Source organism: Microbulbifer pacificus (assembly GCF_002959965.1).
Lineage (GTDB): Bacteria > Pseudomonadota > Gammaproteobacteria > Pseudomonadales > Cellvibrionaceae > Microbulbifer > Microbulbifer pacificus_A.
On the sequence record NZ_PREV01000026.1, the window covers coordinates 1,450,057 to 1,464,680 of the forward strand.

Consider the following 14,624-nt stretch of genomic DNA (forward strand, 5'->3'; position numbering starts at 1 on the left):
CTGCGGATCGTCTAATTGGCACCAATCTGGAAGACACTGCCACTCGCACACAGGGAATCCCATGCGCAAGCTCATCGTCACGGCACTGGTAATACTCATGGCACTGGCCGCCGTCGCCTGTGACCGGGATGTCTGCTATCGCGACAGCGATCGGGAGCGCAAACCGAGTATTCCCTTCGCCAGTATCGGCAACGACTTTAGCGACATAACCCCGATTCTGGCCCTCGCCCATCCCTACTGAAGATTACCCGGCCGATTCGCCGAGCAGTGCATTGATCTGGCGGTCGTTCAGGCCAAACAGATACAGCGCCGCGTCCAGCCCGAAACCGTCGATGGCCTGTGGCGCTTCCGCGCGCACTTTCGGTTTGGCGTGGAAGGCAATACCCAGCGCACCTAGCGCCAGCATCGGCAGGTCGTTGGCGCCATCGCCCACGGCGATCACCTGATCCAGCGACAGCCCCAGGTCAGATGCGATTTCCTGCAACAGCTGCGCCTTGCGCGCGCCGTCCACGATCGGGTCGATCACGCCGCCGGTAAGGGCGCCGCCGTCAAATTCCAGCTGGTTGGCGTGTACGAAGTCCACCGCCAGGTGATTGTCGCGCAGGTAGTGGGCGAAGTAGGTAAAGCCACCGGAGAGGATCGCGGTCTTGCAGCCGAGCGCGCGCAGCGCCTGAAGCAGGCGCTGCGCGCCCGGCATCAGCGGAATGCGCGGGGCGATTTCCGCGAGACTGGCCTCGGTAAACCCTTTCAGCAGGCTCATGCGCTTGCGGAAGCTCTGCTGGAAATCCAGCTCACCGCGCATGGCAGAAAGAGTGATCTCCGCCACCTGGTCGCCAACACCGGCGATCTTGGCCAGTTCATCGATGACTTCCGCCTGAATCAGGGTGGAGTCCATATCGAAACACGCGAGTTTCGGCGCGCGCTGGGTGTGGCCCGCCTGCAACACCAGTTCCAGGCCGAGTTCCTGCCCCAGTTCCAGCAGTGCCAGGCGCGCCTCGTTGAAGGCGATATCGCCCTCCAGTTGCAGCCGCACCACACTGCATCCCGGGCGCGCGGCGAGGATATCCACCGCCGCGATATTCCAGCGGCATTCGCGCAGGAATTCCGCGAGCTTTTCCAGCTGCACGGCGTCAACCTCCGCCGTCAGCAGAGTCAGGCACCAGGGCGCGGTGACCGCTGCCGGATCGACACCGGCCACAGGCAGGGAAAACGTCTGCTGGCACAGCGCGGCGAGCGAGGAAAAGAGCGGGGTGTGAGTAGTTGCTTCCATGTCGGACTCTTGGAGTGATTCTTGCTGGGTTCAGCGTGGCGGGCCACTGGAGCCGAGAGGGCACCAGCGGAGCAATTGGCCGCGCATTATAGCCCGGCGCCTTTTTTCGCTGAAGAATCCGCGGGCGAATGCGCTAAAATCCCCTCCTGTACTGATCGCGGTCGATAACAAGATGAAAAAACTCCTCGCCAGTCTGTCCGAATTCGCCACCGGCCTGCCCCAGTGGTTCGCCGGCCTCAACCGCAACCAGCAGCGCCAGCTGCTGGCCGCCGCCATCTGGCTCACCCTCGCCGGTTTCTGCCTTGCCACCCTCGGTCACGCCTGGGGCCAGCAGAAAGCCGCCGCCACCCAGCGCGACCGCGCCAGCGCCACCGCCGCGGCCAAGCTGCTGGCGAGCCAGAGCCTGGAGCAGATCGTCGCCGGCGACCGCATCAGCCTGCAACTGCTGGCGCAGCAGGCGCTGGCACTGCCATCGGTGCGCGGCGTGACGATTCAGGATGTGGATTCGAGCCCGCTGGCACAGGCGGGCGAGCGCGACCGCGGTGAGATGATCACCGAGCCCGTGGTGCTGCACGACAGCCTCGCCGGCAGTGTGGCCCTGAACATCCAGCCCGGCGCATCCGCCGGCTATCCCTGGGCGAGTCTGCTGTTGTGCCTGATCTTCGCGCTGCCATTCAGCGCCGCCTGCGCACTGGCCGTCACTCAGCTGCAATCCGCAAGCCCGCAGAAGCGCAAACCTTTACTGGTACCGAAAGCCCAGCCCAAACCGCCACCGGAAGTGACCGCAGGCCTGTACCTGCGTCCACTGAACTGGGCCCAGCTCGGCAATCAGCTGTCGCGCAATGCGCTGGACAATCTGCAGTCTGAGCTCGAACAGCGCCTGCAACTCCTCACCCGCATCTATGACGCCCGCCCGCTGCCAAGTGCCGGCCCCTTCGTCGGCCTCGGCTTTGCGGGCGACGACGCCGCCTTCCGCGCAGTGTGTGCCGGCCTGCTGCTGCGCGGCCTGCAGCAGGCCAGCCGCGCCACCGGTTTGCAGCTGGCACTGGCGGTGCTGCCCACAAGAACGGATCAGTTCGACCTGAATGGCGAACAGCTGCTGAGCCAGCCCCGCGGACTCACCCTGCACCCGCAGTTGCAGGAAGATGACTCGCTGGAAAATCGCATCCAGTGCCACACCACCAGCTGGGGTGCCGAGGTCACCGGCCTCAACCCGAAACTGCAACAGCTTCTGGATAATCAGCTGCAACAGTTGGTTTCCGCCTAACGCGCCTCGTCTTAATTACTTTTTGGTTGTTGATATTCGTCGAAAATCTTCGTGATCGCGGTTTCGCGACCCTTAAATAACTTCCACTTGGGTTTCGGTTTGTTGCCAGCGGGTTATTCCAGGTCATCAAATCGAAAATTTAAGAAAGTTGAAAAGGTACACCCGCCATTCGGCGTGGAGGTTTTCATGACGCGTTCATTCGCAGGATTAGCAGGTGCTCTGGGGGCTGCGACGTTATTGACGCTGTCCGGTTGCACCAGTATGGAAGACATGACCGGCACCACAACGGCCACCAACCCGGACAAACGACCGGGTTACTACAGTGTCCAGGGCCGCTACTACCACTGCCATCAAAACGGTCGCTGTCACAACGTGCGACACCCCAACTACTACATGCGCGGTGGCAACTACCGCATGGACACCCCTCCATCACGTATCAACCAGCCACGCTGAAACGTACTTTTCATCACACATCAAATTCCGATGTAACAGTGCATTGCACACTTTGATGCATCGGCTTTCTGTCCGCGGAGGTCTCGCATGAACAGAATCGTCAAAAAGGGCCTGCTGGCCGCAACTGTGTTTGGCTCACTTACCCTCGGTGCCTGCGTATCCGATGGTTATTACAGCTCCGGCAGCGTCGGTTACTCCAGCTATCCCTACACCACACCCTATGTGTACCCATCCGGTAATGTTTCCTTCTACTACTCTTCGCCACGGTATTACCGGTATGGGTACTATCCCCGCTACTACCGCGGCGGCTACTATCGTTACCACGGGCGTCACTATTACAACCGCCCGGGATACCGTCCCGGTTATGGTCCAGGGCACCGCCCCGGCTACCGTCCGCCGCATGCCTCCCACCGCCCGGGATATCCTGGCCATCGCCCAGGTGGCGCGGGTCGCCCCGTACATCGCGCCGGTGGACGCCGCCGCTAACCGTCACCGCGGTTGACGCGAACACCAGAAAGCCGCCTGCGGGCGGCTTCTTTCATTGCATACTCATACCTTGGTCATACAGACCGGCAACTCCAGCCACTGCTAGGATTTCCGCAAAGAATGAATAAGCATGCGGGAGTTTGTCGTGCAACCCAGTCAGCCACACACTGTTCTTATCACTGGCTCCACCAGTGGGATCGGCCTCGCCATTGCCCACTGCTTTGCGCGCGCTGGCCACCACATCATGCTGCACGGGCTCGCCGACGCCGATACCGGACGGGCGCTGCTGGCTGATTTCGCGGACTACACAGGTCGCACCGGCTTCAGTGCTGCGGACATTTCCAGCGAGTCCGGCTGTGCACAGTTGGTCGAGGATACCCGCGAGGCCATCGGCAACCCTTCAGTGCTCATCAACAATGCCGGCATCCAGTTCACCGCACCCGCCCACGATTTCCCCGCGGAGAAATGGCAGCAGATACTGGCCATCAACCTGAGCGCCGGCTTCTTTCTCGCTCGCGACCTGCTGCCGGCCATGCGTGCCGCGAACTGGGGGCGTATCATCAATATCGCATCTGTGCACGGCCTGGTAGCCTCGGAACACAAGGCGGCCTACTGCGCCGCCAAACACGGTCTGGTTGGGCTCACCAAGGTGCTGGCACTGGAGAATGCGGACTGCAATATCACCGCCAATGCGATCTGCCCCGGCTGGGTGGAAACACCCCTGATCCAGCCACAGATTGAGGCCATCGCTCGCGAGCAACAGGTGGATATGGAGACCGCGCGTGCAGAACTTGTCGGCGCCAAGCAACCGATGGCAAAAGCGACGAGCCCGGAGGCGATCGCCGAGCTGGCACTGTATCTGTGTGGCAACTTCGCCGGCACCATTACCGGTGCGGCCCTGCCGGTGGACGGTGGATGGAGCGCACAGTAGTATCCTTTGCACCCGCTTCTTTCATTCTCCAGGGTGCTGCCGTGAATTATCAGTTGCTGATTGCCGACGATCATCCGCTCTATCGCGATGCGCTGGCGACAACACTTTCCAGCCATTTCCCCAATTCTGATCTGTTGCAAAGCGAGGATCTGGATTCGACGCTGCAACGGCTTTCCCAGTCTGAAGTTGATTTGCTTTTGCTGGATCTGAATATGCCGGGCAGTGAGGGTTTCAGCGGCCTTGCGCGTATCCGCAATGATTTTCCGGCGGTGCCGGTTGTGGTGGTTTCCGGTAGTGACCGACACTCGGTGATACAACAGGCGGCGGGGCTTGGGGCCAGCGGTTTTCTCTCCAAAACAGCACGACCGGACGAAATTCTGCAGTGTATCGAGTGTGTACTGGCGGGAGACCAATGGTTCAGTGAGGAGGCGTTACAGGCCGAATCGGAATCTTTACTGGCCGAGAAACTGAATCAACTCACTCCGCAGCAGTTGAAGATTTTTCAGATGATTGCGCAGGGAATGCTGAACAAGCAGATTGCGTTTGATCTCGACATTACCGAACCCACGGTGAAGAGCCACGTCACGGCGATTCTGCGCAAGCTTGAGTTGCGGGATCGGAAGCAGTTGATTCGCGAAGCTCAGGCTCTGATTCAGATCTAGTCTGGTTTTGCGCTTCGTAGCCTTTGGTTTGAGCGCTGTTCTGGCTTCTGTAGCGGAGGATTACCGGGTACGGGTTTTCAGGACCGAGCTAGGCGCCCCCCTTCAACCCATCCCTGGGCGCTGCGGCGCAAACATCCTGTTTGCGACGCTCCTGAAAACCCGTACCCGGCACTCCACCTTCACATTTAAGTTCCGCGCTTCGTAAGCAATCTTCAATCAGCGCTCCATTGACTTACGAAGCAAACCGCTTCGACTTGAAGGGCAGGTAGCGGGGATCCGCTTTTGAAAGCGTCGGCAACAGGGATGTTGCCGACGCAGCGTACAGGGATGTATTCACAGCGGTTTCAAAAGCGGATACCCGGTGCCTGGCCGCCACCCATGTCAAAACAGAGCATCGCCGGACCTCCAAACCAACAACGGAGCAGCAAGCAAAAAACTCAAACGCCCCGCAAGTACTCAGCAACATGGCGATAAACCCGTCCACAAGCCTCCGGCACCAGGCTCTCGATATTCAGAAACGCATGAATCATGTCGGCAAAGTGCAGATGCTCCGCTTTGGCGCCACCATCACGCATCTTGCGAATATACTCCAACCCTTCATCCCGCAAAGGGCAAAACCCCGCAGTAACTACCAGCGTTGCCGGCATATTTCCCGTGAACTCTCCATGCAGCGGTGACGCCAGATAAGGATTCTCAGCGTTGCGGAAATAGTTCTCGAAGTACCAGAGAATTTTTTCTTTCTCCAGCAAATAACCCCGTCCATTTTCTTCAATGGAAGGCGTCTGCATGGTGTAGTCGAGACTCGGGTAAATCAGCACCTGCGCGTCAATCCGGTGCGGCTGGTGTTGTAACAAACGCGAAGCGGAGGCACAGAGTGCACCACCACCGGAATCACCCATCAGAATCCAGCGGCCGTTATGTCGAATGTCTTTACGATCCAGCGCAACACCCAGATTTCGCACCACACTGATCAGATCATTCAATGCCGCAGGGTAGGGGTTTTCCGGAGCACGGCGATATTCCACGGAGATTACCGAGCGCTTGCAGGCGGCGGCGACGCGACGACAGATCGGATCGTAAACCGTCACACTGCCAGCCATATGGCCACCGCCGTGGCAGTAGATGATCATTGCTCCATCGACGGCATCTTCAGGCTGGTAAACACGCACAGGCACTGAGTACTCGCCACCGGTCACCAGCGTATCCGACACCGCCATTTCCGGGCCGGGGTCGACGAAGTTGCGCGTGAGATTGGCCAGGCTTTCCCGCGCATTTGTCGGCGTCGCCTCAAAGCCCGCCGCCTTCAGTTTCGCGACCTGTGCGTTTACCGCCACCAGCCATTCTGCAAGCTTGGGATTAAGTGCCGAATCACGCGGTTGCATTGTCAGCCTCCAGGTTTTCCGTCTCAGGTTTTTTACCGCTTTCCGGCAGTAAAAATGAAAACACAAACAGCGAGGCGGAGCAGGCCACGGCAAAATATGCCGCCGTCGCCGGCTCACCGGTAATATCCGCCAGCACACCGGCACCGTACATCAAGGCCGTTTCCACTCCGTAGGAAATGGACCAGAACATGGCGAAGGTAACGGTGATTTTCGCCGGGGTCATACCGGGCAATTCCTGCGGCAGCGTTACCAGCGCCGTCATCGGCAGGAACATGCAGAAGCCGGCGAGTGCGGCGGCGGTGTAGGCGATGACCGGGTCGCGACTGGTGACCATCAGTGCCGCGAAAACCACCAGTGCAAGGCCACCAAAGCGCAGCACCGGCAGGCGCAGTGCATAGCGCCTGGTAACCATGATGCCCGCGATGGTGCCCAGCATACCGGCGGCAATCATGACCGCGGAAAGGTGATGGCTCGCCACTGCGAAACCGTCGATCAGTGGGAACAGCGCAAACACCGCGATGTAGCAGAACAGCACCCCACAGTAGGCGAGCGGCAGCCACCAGTTGACGCTTTCCTTCACGCCCTGCCCGAATCCGTAGTTCTCCTCCGGCTTGTCGCCGCCGCCAGACAGCGGGAAGTTTTCGGCAGTCATCCACCACAACACCCCCAGCGCCAGCACCATCACGCCATACAGCACCATGACCGACTGCCAGCTGCCGAGCCAGCTGAGCAGCGTCGTCGTGGTGAGCAGCGCAAGCAGGTTGCCGGTGTTGAAGGCAGCGGCGTTGATGCCGTTGATCAGTGGGCGTTCACTGGCCGAGAAGTAGTGCAGTACCACCGGTGCGAAATACACAATCGCCAACGCGCCACCGAGCCCCAACGCCAGGCGCGACAGCAACCAGCCGCCGTAACTGCCCGCGAGTGCGCCGAGGCCGCCAGCGGCAATCAGCACAATGGCTATGGCAAAAGCGCGCTTGGCGCCGAGTCGCATCAGCAGGGCCGCGGCGGCGAGGTTACCGACGATCTTGGCGAGGGTGATGACGTTGCTGCCCCAGGTGGCACTCGCAAAACCCTCTTCACCAAAGGACGACTGGATCGCCGGGGTGAGAATCGCCCCCGAAACCCAGCTCGCGGCGAACAGCGCGTAGGCGCCGAACATCAGGATTTCCAACAGGTATTTTTTCATTGCGGGATACCACTTTTTATTCTAGAAATTGCCATTTGCCAGACTGCGTCGGTTGCCGCCGCTTGCCTATACGACCTTGGTCGCAACGACCGCCGCAAGGGTCTTCTGCCGCTGCTGCAGTAGCGCGCGCAGCGCCGCAGGGCGCAGAGGCTTCTGCAGAAACTGCCAGCCGGCGTTGTGCGCCCGATTCTTCACCGTATTGGTGTTTTCCGCGGAAATGATCACACAGGGCACGCGATAACCGCGCCCCCCGTCCCAGTGGGACAGCAGCTCGGCCGCCAGATCGATGCCGTTGTCGCCGTCGTCGAGGTGGAAGTCCATCAGCAGCAGATCGGGCTCCGCGGCAGCCAGCGCCTCCGCGCGGTTGCGCGCGCTGTGCACGGTGCAGCCCCAGCCTTCGAGCAGAGCGGCCATGGCTTCGAGGATCGAGGGTTCGTTGTCCACGCACAGCACCTGCAGATCCAGCTTCGCACCGCGCCCGGAAACTGCACTCAACGGCAGGCGGGGCTCCACACGGGCGCTGGCGCGCGCCAGACGCACACGGAACACACTGCCGCGCCCGGGCACAGAGGAAAGGCTGATAGGGCTGTTGAGCAGCCGGCAGAGACGCTCCACGGTGGCGAGGCCGAGGCCATAGCCGTGCTGGCGGGCGCTGTTGTCGGCATTATGGGATGACGGCGGTGTGAGACGGCAGAACTCGCGGAAGATGGCCTGCTGCTGCTCGCGCGCGATGCCCTCACCGGTATCCCATACTTCGAGGGAAATGTCCGCTCCACGCTTGCGTGCGGCCACCAGCACGCCACCGAGGGTTGTGTATTTGACCGCATTGTCCAGCAGATTCTGTATCACCCTGCGCAGCATTTTTTCATCGCTGTGCACCCACAGGCAGCTGCGGCGGTAGCGCAGGCGGATGCCGCGGCTGCCGGCGGCGAGGCGCGCCTGAGCCACGGCGTCATCGAGAATGCTGTCGAGTGACACCGCGGTGAAACTGGGACGGATATCCCCCGCATCCATACGCGCGATCTGCAGCATGTCGGTGATCAGCTGTTCCGCAGATGCCAGCGCGCGGTCGGCGCGGGTCAGCAGCTGACGGCTTTTGTCCTCCAGCGGGTGCGCGGCCAGCGCATCGATGAAAAGACGGCTGGCGTTCAGCGGCTGCACCAGGTCGTGACTGGCGGCGGCGAGGAAGCGGGTCTTGCCGGCGCTGGCCGCCTGCAGTTCCTGATTCAGCCCCTGAAGCTCATCGTTGACGGATTCCAGCTCGGCGGTGCGATGCACCACCTTCTGCTCCAGCGAGTTGCGGATTTCGGTGAGTTCCGCGAGCGCCCGCTGGTAGTCGGACACATCGGTATACGTGGTGACGAAGCCACCACCGGGCAGCGGGTTGCCGCGGATTTCCAATACGGTGCCGTCGGTGCGGTTTCGTTGCACCCGGTAGGCGGTACCGTTGCGCAGGTGCTCCACCCGCTTTTGCACATGGTCCTCAACCTCCCCTGGGCCGCACTCGCCACGGCTGGCGTTATAGCGCACCAGTTCCGCCACCGGGCGCCCCACGTAGATCATTTCTTCCGGGTAGTGGAACAGCTCCAGGTAACGACGGTTCCAGGCGACCAGGTTGAGATTGGCATCTACCACCGAGATCCCCTGGTCGATATTGTCGATGCTGCTCTGCAGCAGGCCGCGGCCGAACTGATAGATATCGGAGGCCTGCTCCAGTTGCTGCGCAGCGACCTCAGGCTCGCTCAACTGGCGCACCAGGCGCTGGGCGCTGGTACTGCCGACGATACCGGCGAGGATTTTTTCCACGGTTTCGCGGTAATCGGTGGTTGCGGGTTTACCCTTGGCGCCTTCGATCAGCGTGCGGTCTGCCGCGTCTTCCCCCACGAAACGGGCCAGCAGTTGGCGCAGCCGCGCCTTGTCCACCGGCGCGGATTCCACCGGCGCGACCCCGGGCTGCCAGCGCCCCTGCAGGAGCGAAACCACAACCAGCGCCGCACTGTTCAGGCCAAGACCGAACAGGCTACAGGTCGTCAGCGCATTCCACTCGAGCCCCAGCGCAGCGGCGATCAGATCTTCCTGCCCAAGCGCCGCGGGCAGCGCGGAAAGTGCCCACACCAGGGAGCCGATCAGCAATCCGCCAATCACGCCGGCGGCGCGCAGCCGCGGCCAGCGGGCCGGCCAGGTCACAGCGGCAACCATGGCCGGTGCCAGCTGTGCCACCAGTGCCAGCGACAGCAGACCGAAGGTGCCGAGGCTGACACCCGAGCCGATCAGCTCGCTCACACCGAATGCCGCCAGCATCAACAGGCCGATGATCACCCGCCGCACCCGGCGCAGGTCGCTGCCGAGCGCCACGCCCGCCGGGCGCTGTTGCAAGCGCTTCAGCCACCAGGGCACCACCATGGTGTTGGCGATCATGGTGGACAGGGCAATGGTGGCGATAATCACCATGCTGGAACCGGCAGAGAGACCGCCGATAAACGCCAGCAGCGCGAGCCACGGGGTAGCGCTTTCCAGCGGTATACCGAGCACGAAGCGCTCCGCATTGGCGTAGCTGTCGGGTAGCCACAGCAGCCCGCCGTACCCCACCACCAGCACCGCCGCCGACACCAGCGCCAGGTACAGCGGAATGAGCTTGCGCACCGGGCCGATGTCGCGCTCGCCATCGCTCTCGATCATCAGGATATGGAACTGCCGCGGCAGGCAGAAAATCGCCGCCATACCCAGCACTACCACCGCGAAATAACCGGTATCCGCCGGGCGGGCGTCACTGATGGCCGCCACCCGCTCGCTCGCGAGCGCGGTACGCGCCAGATCCGCGGTGCCGTCGAAGGCGGAATCAAGAACAAACCAGGCCACGGCCACCAGTGCGCCGATCTTCACCAGCGCCTCAAACGCCACCGCCAGCAGCATGCCGTTCCTGTGCACGCTGCTGTCGATATGACGGGTGCCGAACAACAGCGCGAACAGCCCGAGGGTCGCCCCCACGACCGCGGTCACCACCGAGGCACTGAGTTCGCGGTGCTCGGCACCGCCGGCCAGCAGCAGGAAACTGTCTGCCACCGCGCGCAGCTGCAGGGACAGATAGGGCACGATGGCCACCACCGCCAGTAGCGCCACCGCCGCCGCCAGCCACTGGGAGCCGCCGTACTGGGCACTGATAAAGTCCGCAATGGAGGTGGAGCCCTGCTGTTTGGACAGGCGGACAAAGCGCATCAGCAGCGGTGCACCAAAAACAAGCATCAGACAGGCGCCGACAAACGTCGGCGGCAGCAGCCAGCCCTCCGTCACCGCCTGCGCGGGGACCCCGAAGAACATCCAGGCACTGGTATAGGTACCGGCGAGCGCCAGCAACAGGGGTTTGACCGGGCGAAGTCGGGCCGCCGGCAGCCGGTCGCCCCAGAAGGCGATGGCGAACAGCAAGAGCAGATAGGTCAGGCCCACGACGGCCAGCAGGGTAAGGCTGAACAATTGGCGCCTCATTCGTTATTCTGTTTATGATTGAAAGCCTAACCCATCGGGTGTTTTTTGTCCTGCTTGCGGTGGCGCCCGTACGTCATACCTTGGTCTAGCAGGCAAGACCCCGGTCAACCGATACAGTGCAGATCCGAAACTTACATAAAAACCATAATCTGGTGATCGGAGAGAGCCATGCGCAAAACAATCAAGTTCAATCCCCTCGCCGTGGGCGTCATGCTCGCCTGCGGTGCCAGCTTTTCCTATGCGGAAGCCGCCCTGGAAGAGGTTACCGTCACCGCGCAGAAGCGCGAGCAGTCGCTGCAGGAAGTACCGATTGCTGTGTCCGCGATCAGCGAAACACAGCTGATCGAAAACGGTATCACCGACATGACTGAAATCCAGAAAATGTCCCCAAACACCACACTGCAGGTGAGCCGCGGTACAAACTCCACCCTCACCGCCTTTATCCGCGGTATCGGCCAGCAGGATCCGCTGTGGGGTTACGAGCCCGGTGTCGGTATTTATATCGACGATGTCTACGTGGCTCGCCCCCAGGGTGCGGTCATGGATGTGTTTGATGTGGAGCGCATTGAAGTACTGCGCGGTCCCCAAGGCACCCTGTACGGAAAGAACACCATTGGCGGTGCCGTAAAATATGTAACCCAGAAAATGACAGGGGATACCGAGATTTCCATCGGTTCAGCACTCGGCAGCTACAACCAGCGCGACCTGAAACTCAAGGCCTCTACCGGACTCACTGAAAACCTGAACATTGGCGCCGCAGTAGCGAGCTTCAACCGCGACGGATTCGGAGAAAATATCCGTACCGGTGAGGATCAGTACAACAAAGACATTCTGGCCGCTCGGGTGAGCCTCGAATACTCCCCGACTGACAGCCTGTTCTTCCGTCTGGCCGCAGACAAGACCACCGACAAGTCCGCCTCCAGGCATGGACATCGACTGGGTATTGGCGCCAATGGTGAGCCAGTGTTGGACAATGTTTACGATACCGAGTCCAACCTTCCGTCCGACAATCTGGTTGAAACCAGTGGTATGTCATTTACCGCGGAGTGGGAATTGTCCGACAGCATCACGGTGAAATCGGTTACTGCCAGCCGTGAAGGTAAAACCGAAACCGTCATCGATTTTGACAGCGTCAGCACCGCGAGCTTCGATGTTCCCGCCATCTACGACGACGAGCAGCTTAGCCAGGAAGTCCAACTGATCTGGCAAGGTGAAAACGCAGATCTTGTCAGTGGTATCTACTACTACGACGGCACCGCCGCCGGCGCATACGATGCCGTTATTGGCGGAGGCACTACCGCCGTGAACGGCAGCGTAGATACCCAGAGCCTCTCCGCCTATGCACACTACAACTGGCAGTTTGCGGACCAGTGGAATCTGAACCTCGGTGGCCGCTACACCCGGGACGACAAAGAAGCCGACGTGTACAACGCCACCCTGATTGGGCAAGGCAGCGATTTTTCTCACGACAAGTATTACAGCGACACCCCCGAATCGGTGTTGAATACACTTCGTACCGATTACACCAACAGTGACTCCTGGGGCGAGTTCACTCCGCGTGTAGGTGTCGATTACCAGGTCAATAACGATGTCATGTTGTACGCCAGCTACAGCACCGGATTCAAATCCGGCGGCTTCGATATGCGAGGTGTCGAGACGGCCAACCCCAACACGAGAAACGGCTACGCTCCCGAAACCGTCGATACCGTCGAATTCGGCTGGAAGCTGGACATGCTTTCCAACCGCCTGCGGTTGAATGGTGCCCTGTTCCGCGCGGACTACACCGACATGCAGCTGACCACCCAGCGCCTGCTGCCTGACAACACCACTGTTGGCGATGTACTCAACGCCGGCAAGTCCCGCATTCAGGGGATTGAGCTCGAAGCGTCCCTGGCATTGACCGATAACCTGTCCGCAAATGCGAATCTTGGATGGGTCGATGCAGAATTCATCGAATATATGTCCGGGTCCACCAATATCGCCGACACCCGCGATATGCAGAACACCCCGGATACCACCGCGATGGTGCAACTGAACTGGTCCCTGCCAATGGCCGGCGGCGAGATGGTCATCGTGCCATCCGCTTCCTACCGGTCCGACACGCAGATTTTCGAGTACCCCAGCGCTCTCGACCAGGAAGGCTACACACTGGTTGACCTGACCGCGACTTATTACAGTGCCGATGGCAACTGGAATCTGGGTTTACAGGGCAAAAACCTGACGGATGAAGAGTACCGTATCGCGGGTTACGTCTTCGGTGGTGCATTCGACACAGCCTTCTACGGCGCCCCGCGCACCATCGCCCTCACCGGCAGCTACAACTTCTGAGTCGCGTCTCCTTCCTTTGAGATTTGCATTGCACTTCTACTGGGGCCCCATGGGCCCCTTTTTTTGTTTCGCCTTCTCTACCAACAGTCGCTGTCGCAGCAAACACCATTCGGGCGCGGACTTAAACAAAATGGCGCCGATTTTCACACTTTGGCGGAAGCCTCTTCTAACCTGAAAAAAGGAGCGGCAGTGACGCCGCTTCTCGAACCAGCCATCGAGGTATCAGCGTGCAGAAATTGAGTAGTATTCTGCTGGCTGCGGCGATCGCGACAGGAACTGTTGCCGGTTGTACATCAACCGCGCCTATGGAAAGTCACGCAGACCGCGCTTTCAGCAGCGCCGTCCCCCCCCATATGAATCCGGCGCACCTCTCGGTGAGATCCTCCGATCGCCGGCCCCGCAGCGGCAGTCGCGAGGCGCCGCGAACCCTGAACGTCAACGGCACCCGTTTCCGCTGCTTCGAGCAGGAGCTGGACTCTAAAACCGTGGTGCGCTGTGTGCGCCAGTCCGATTAGGTCGTTTCCTTCACGACAGCGGTGCCCACGCCTCGCGGCGCGGCGCGGAAAAATTCCGGTATAGGCGACCGCTTCCGCGTCCGGTTGGCGCACCAATCCTCTCACCCGCTGGCGAACTGACTAAGCTTGATCTATCTGTCAGAGATCGGCCAACACCAGGGAAAGGGGAAAGGCATGAGCAAAGTGGTTCCGGTGTGGTTTCTCGGCCTCGCCATCGTCATCGCGGGCTGTATGAATATGGGTGACAAGGATTCTGGTCCCAGCCAGACCCCGGGCACCATGAGCAGTGTGTGTGGTGACAAATGGGAGCTGCGGTTGCTGCGCATCAACGGCCAGGCGGTGCCCGTCGACCAGCCGCGGGAGTTCACCTTCCTGTGTAATGCCGGTGGCGAGGCCATGGGCAAGAGCGGACTCAACACCTACCGCGGCTCCCTGCAGATTACCGCCAACGGCGGTCTGCTGTGGGATACCGCCAGCTTTGCCTCCACCAAGATGGCCGGCCCACCACAACTGATGGATCAGGAAAACCAGTATCTGCGGGCGCTGTCTGGCACCCGCCAGGCCTTTGTGAAAAGCGGTGGCGGACGCCTCATCCTGCGGGACGTCTCCGGCGATATCTATCTCGAGTACATCAAAGCGGGGCTGTAAAAGCCCCCTCCCC

At 60.8% G+C, this 14,624-nt stretch carries 13 protein-coding genes; 9 read left to right on the forward strand and 4 right to left on the reverse strand.

Annotation, left to right across the window (positions count from 1 at the left end):
- Positions 1-61: 61 nt before the first annotated feature.
- Positions 62-241: a hypothetical protein gene (locus C3938_RS06480; protein WP_105102372.1), complete on the forward strand. Its 180-nt coding sequence runs from the start codon at positions 62-64 to the stop codon at positions 239-241.
- Positions 242-244: 3 nt separating this feature from the next.
- On the opposite strand, the gene serB is transcribed toward C3938_RS06480, so the two are convergent.
- Complete coding sequence (serB, locus tag C3938_RS06485) at positions 245-1,270, reverse strand: phosphoserine phosphatase SerB (protein ID WP_105102373.1); 1,026 nt, start codon at positions 1,268-1,270, stop codon at positions 245-247.
- Between the two features lie 172 nt (positions 1,271-1,442).
- Here serB and C3938_RS06490 point away from each other — a divergent pair, with 172 nt between their 5' ends.
- From C3938_RS06490 to C3938_RS06510, 5 genes are all read left to right on the forward strand, one after another.
- Positions 1,443-2,537 carry a hypothetical protein gene (locus C3938_RS06490; RefSeq protein ID WP_105103255.1) on the forward strand — a complete coding sequence of 365 codons (1,095 nt, stop codon included), beginning with the start codon at positions 1,443-1,445 and terminating at the stop codon, positions 2,535-2,537.
- A 186-nt stretch (positions 2,538-2,723) separates the two neighbouring features.
- Positions 2,724-2,990, forward strand: coding sequence for a hypothetical protein (locus C3938_RS06495; RefSeq protein WP_158681590.1), 267 nt, complete (start codon positions 2,724-2,726; stop codon positions 2,988-2,990).
- Positions 2,991-3,077: 87 nt separating this feature from the next.
- Positions 3,078-3,476: a hypothetical protein gene (locus C3938_RS06500; RefSeq protein WP_105102375.1), complete on the forward strand. Its 399-nt coding sequence runs from the start codon at positions 3,078-3,080 to the stop codon at positions 3,474-3,476.
- Between the two features lie 145 nt (positions 3,477-3,621).
- Positions 3,622-4,407 carry a 3-hydroxybutyrate dehydrogenase gene (locus C3938_RS06505; RefSeq protein WP_233998690.1) on the forward strand — a complete coding sequence of 262 codons (786 nt, stop codon included), beginning with the start codon at positions 3,622-3,624 and terminating at the stop codon, positions 4,405-4,407.
- A gap of 41 nt (positions 4,408-4,448) precedes the next feature.
- Positions 4,449-5,069: a response regulator transcription factor gene (locus C3938_RS06510; protein ID WP_199775498.1), complete on the forward strand. Its 621-nt coding sequence runs from the start codon at positions 4,449-4,451 to the stop codon at positions 5,067-5,069.
- A gap of 437 nt (positions 5,070-5,506) precedes the next feature.
- Here the strand turns inward: C3938_RS06510 and C3938_RS06515 are convergent, their stop codons facing one another.
- The 3 genes from C3938_RS06515 to C3938_RS06525 all read right to left on the reverse strand — a co-directional run bounded on the left by C3938_RS06515 (position 5,507) and on the right by C3938_RS06525 (position 11,120).
- The gene (locus C3938_RS06515; protein WP_105102378.1) at positions 5,507-6,451 is read right to left on the reverse strand and encodes an alpha/beta hydrolase; all 945 of its coding nucleotides are present in this window, start codon (positions 6,449-6,451) and stop codon (positions 5,507-5,509) included.
- Positions 6,438-7,637: an MFS transporter gene (locus C3938_RS06520; RefSeq protein WP_105102379.1), complete on the reverse strand. Its 1,200-nt coding sequence runs from the start codon at positions 7,635-7,637 to the stop codon at positions 6,438-6,440. The genes C3938_RS06515 and C3938_RS06520 overlap by 14 nt, the downstream gene beginning before the upstream one ends.
- A gap of 66 nt (positions 7,638-7,703) precedes the next feature.
- Positions 7,704-11,120 (reverse strand): PAS-domain containing protein, encoded by a 3,417-nt coding sequence (locus C3938_RS06525; protein ID WP_105102380.1) that lies wholly within the window; start codon positions 11,118-11,120, stop codon positions 7,704-7,706.
- 168 nt (positions 11,121-11,288) lie between these two features.
- Here C3938_RS06525 and C3938_RS06530 point away from each other — a divergent pair, with 168 nt between their 5' ends.
- The 3 genes from C3938_RS06530 (at position 11,289) to C3938_RS06540 (ending at position 14,611) form a co-directional block, all read left to right on the forward strand.
- Positions 11,289-13,448, forward strand: a complete 2,160-nt coding sequence (locus C3938_RS06530) for a TonB-dependent receptor (RefSeq protein WP_233998691.1) — start codon at positions 11,289-11,291, stop codon at positions 13,446-13,448.
- Positions 13,449-13,675: 227 nt separating this feature from the next.
- Positions 13,676-13,963 (forward strand): hypothetical protein, encoded by a 288-nt coding sequence (locus C3938_RS06535; protein ID WP_158681591.1) that lies wholly within the window; start codon positions 13,676-13,678, stop codon positions 13,961-13,963.
- A 174-nt stretch (positions 13,964-14,137) separates the two neighbouring features.
- On the forward strand, positions 14,138-14,611 hold the full coding sequence (locus tag C3938_RS06540) for an META domain-containing protein (protein WP_105102382.1): 474 nt from the start codon (positions 14,138-14,140) through the stop codon (positions 14,609-14,611).
- Positions 14,612-14,624: the final 13 nt, after the last annotated feature.

Coding starts and splice junctions, on each gene's coding strand:
- C3938_RS06480 (WP_105102372.1), top strand. CDS start 62: ATGCGCAAGCTCATCGTCACGGCACTGGTAATACTCATGGCACTGGCC.
- serB (WP_105102373.1), bottom strand. CDS start 1,270: ATGGAAGCAACTACTCACACCCCGCTCTTTTCCTCGCTCGCCGCGCTG.
- C3938_RS06490 (WP_105103255.1), top strand. CDS start 1,443: ATGAAAAAACTCCTCGCCAGTCTGTCCGAATTCGCCACCGGCCTGCCC.
- C3938_RS06495 (WP_158681590.1), top strand. CDS start 2,724: ATGACGCGTTCATTCGCAGGATTAGCAGGTGCTCTGGGGGCTGCGACG.
- C3938_RS06500 (WP_105102375.1), top strand. CDS start 3,078: ATGAACAGAATCGTCAAAAAGGGCCTGCTGGCCGCAACTGTGTTTGGC.
- C3938_RS06515 (WP_105102378.1), bottom strand. CDS start 6,451: ATGCAACCGCGTGATTCGGCACTTAATCCCAAGCTTGCAGAATGGCTG.
- C3938_RS06520 (WP_105102379.1), bottom strand. CDS start 7,637: ATGAAAAAATACCTGTTGGAAATCCTGATGTTCGGCGCCTACGCGCTG.
- C3938_RS06525 (WP_105102380.1), bottom strand. CDS start 11,120: ATGAGGCGCCAATTGTTCAGCCTTACCCTGCTGGCCGTCGTGGGCCTG.
- C3938_RS06530 (WP_233998691.1), top strand. CDS start 11,289: ATGCGCAAAACAATCAAGTTCAATCCCCTCGCCGTGGGCGTCATGCTC.
- C3938_RS06540 (WP_105102382.1), top strand. CDS start 14,138: ATGAGCAAAGTGGTTCCGGTGTGGTTTCTCGGCCTCGCCATCGTCATC.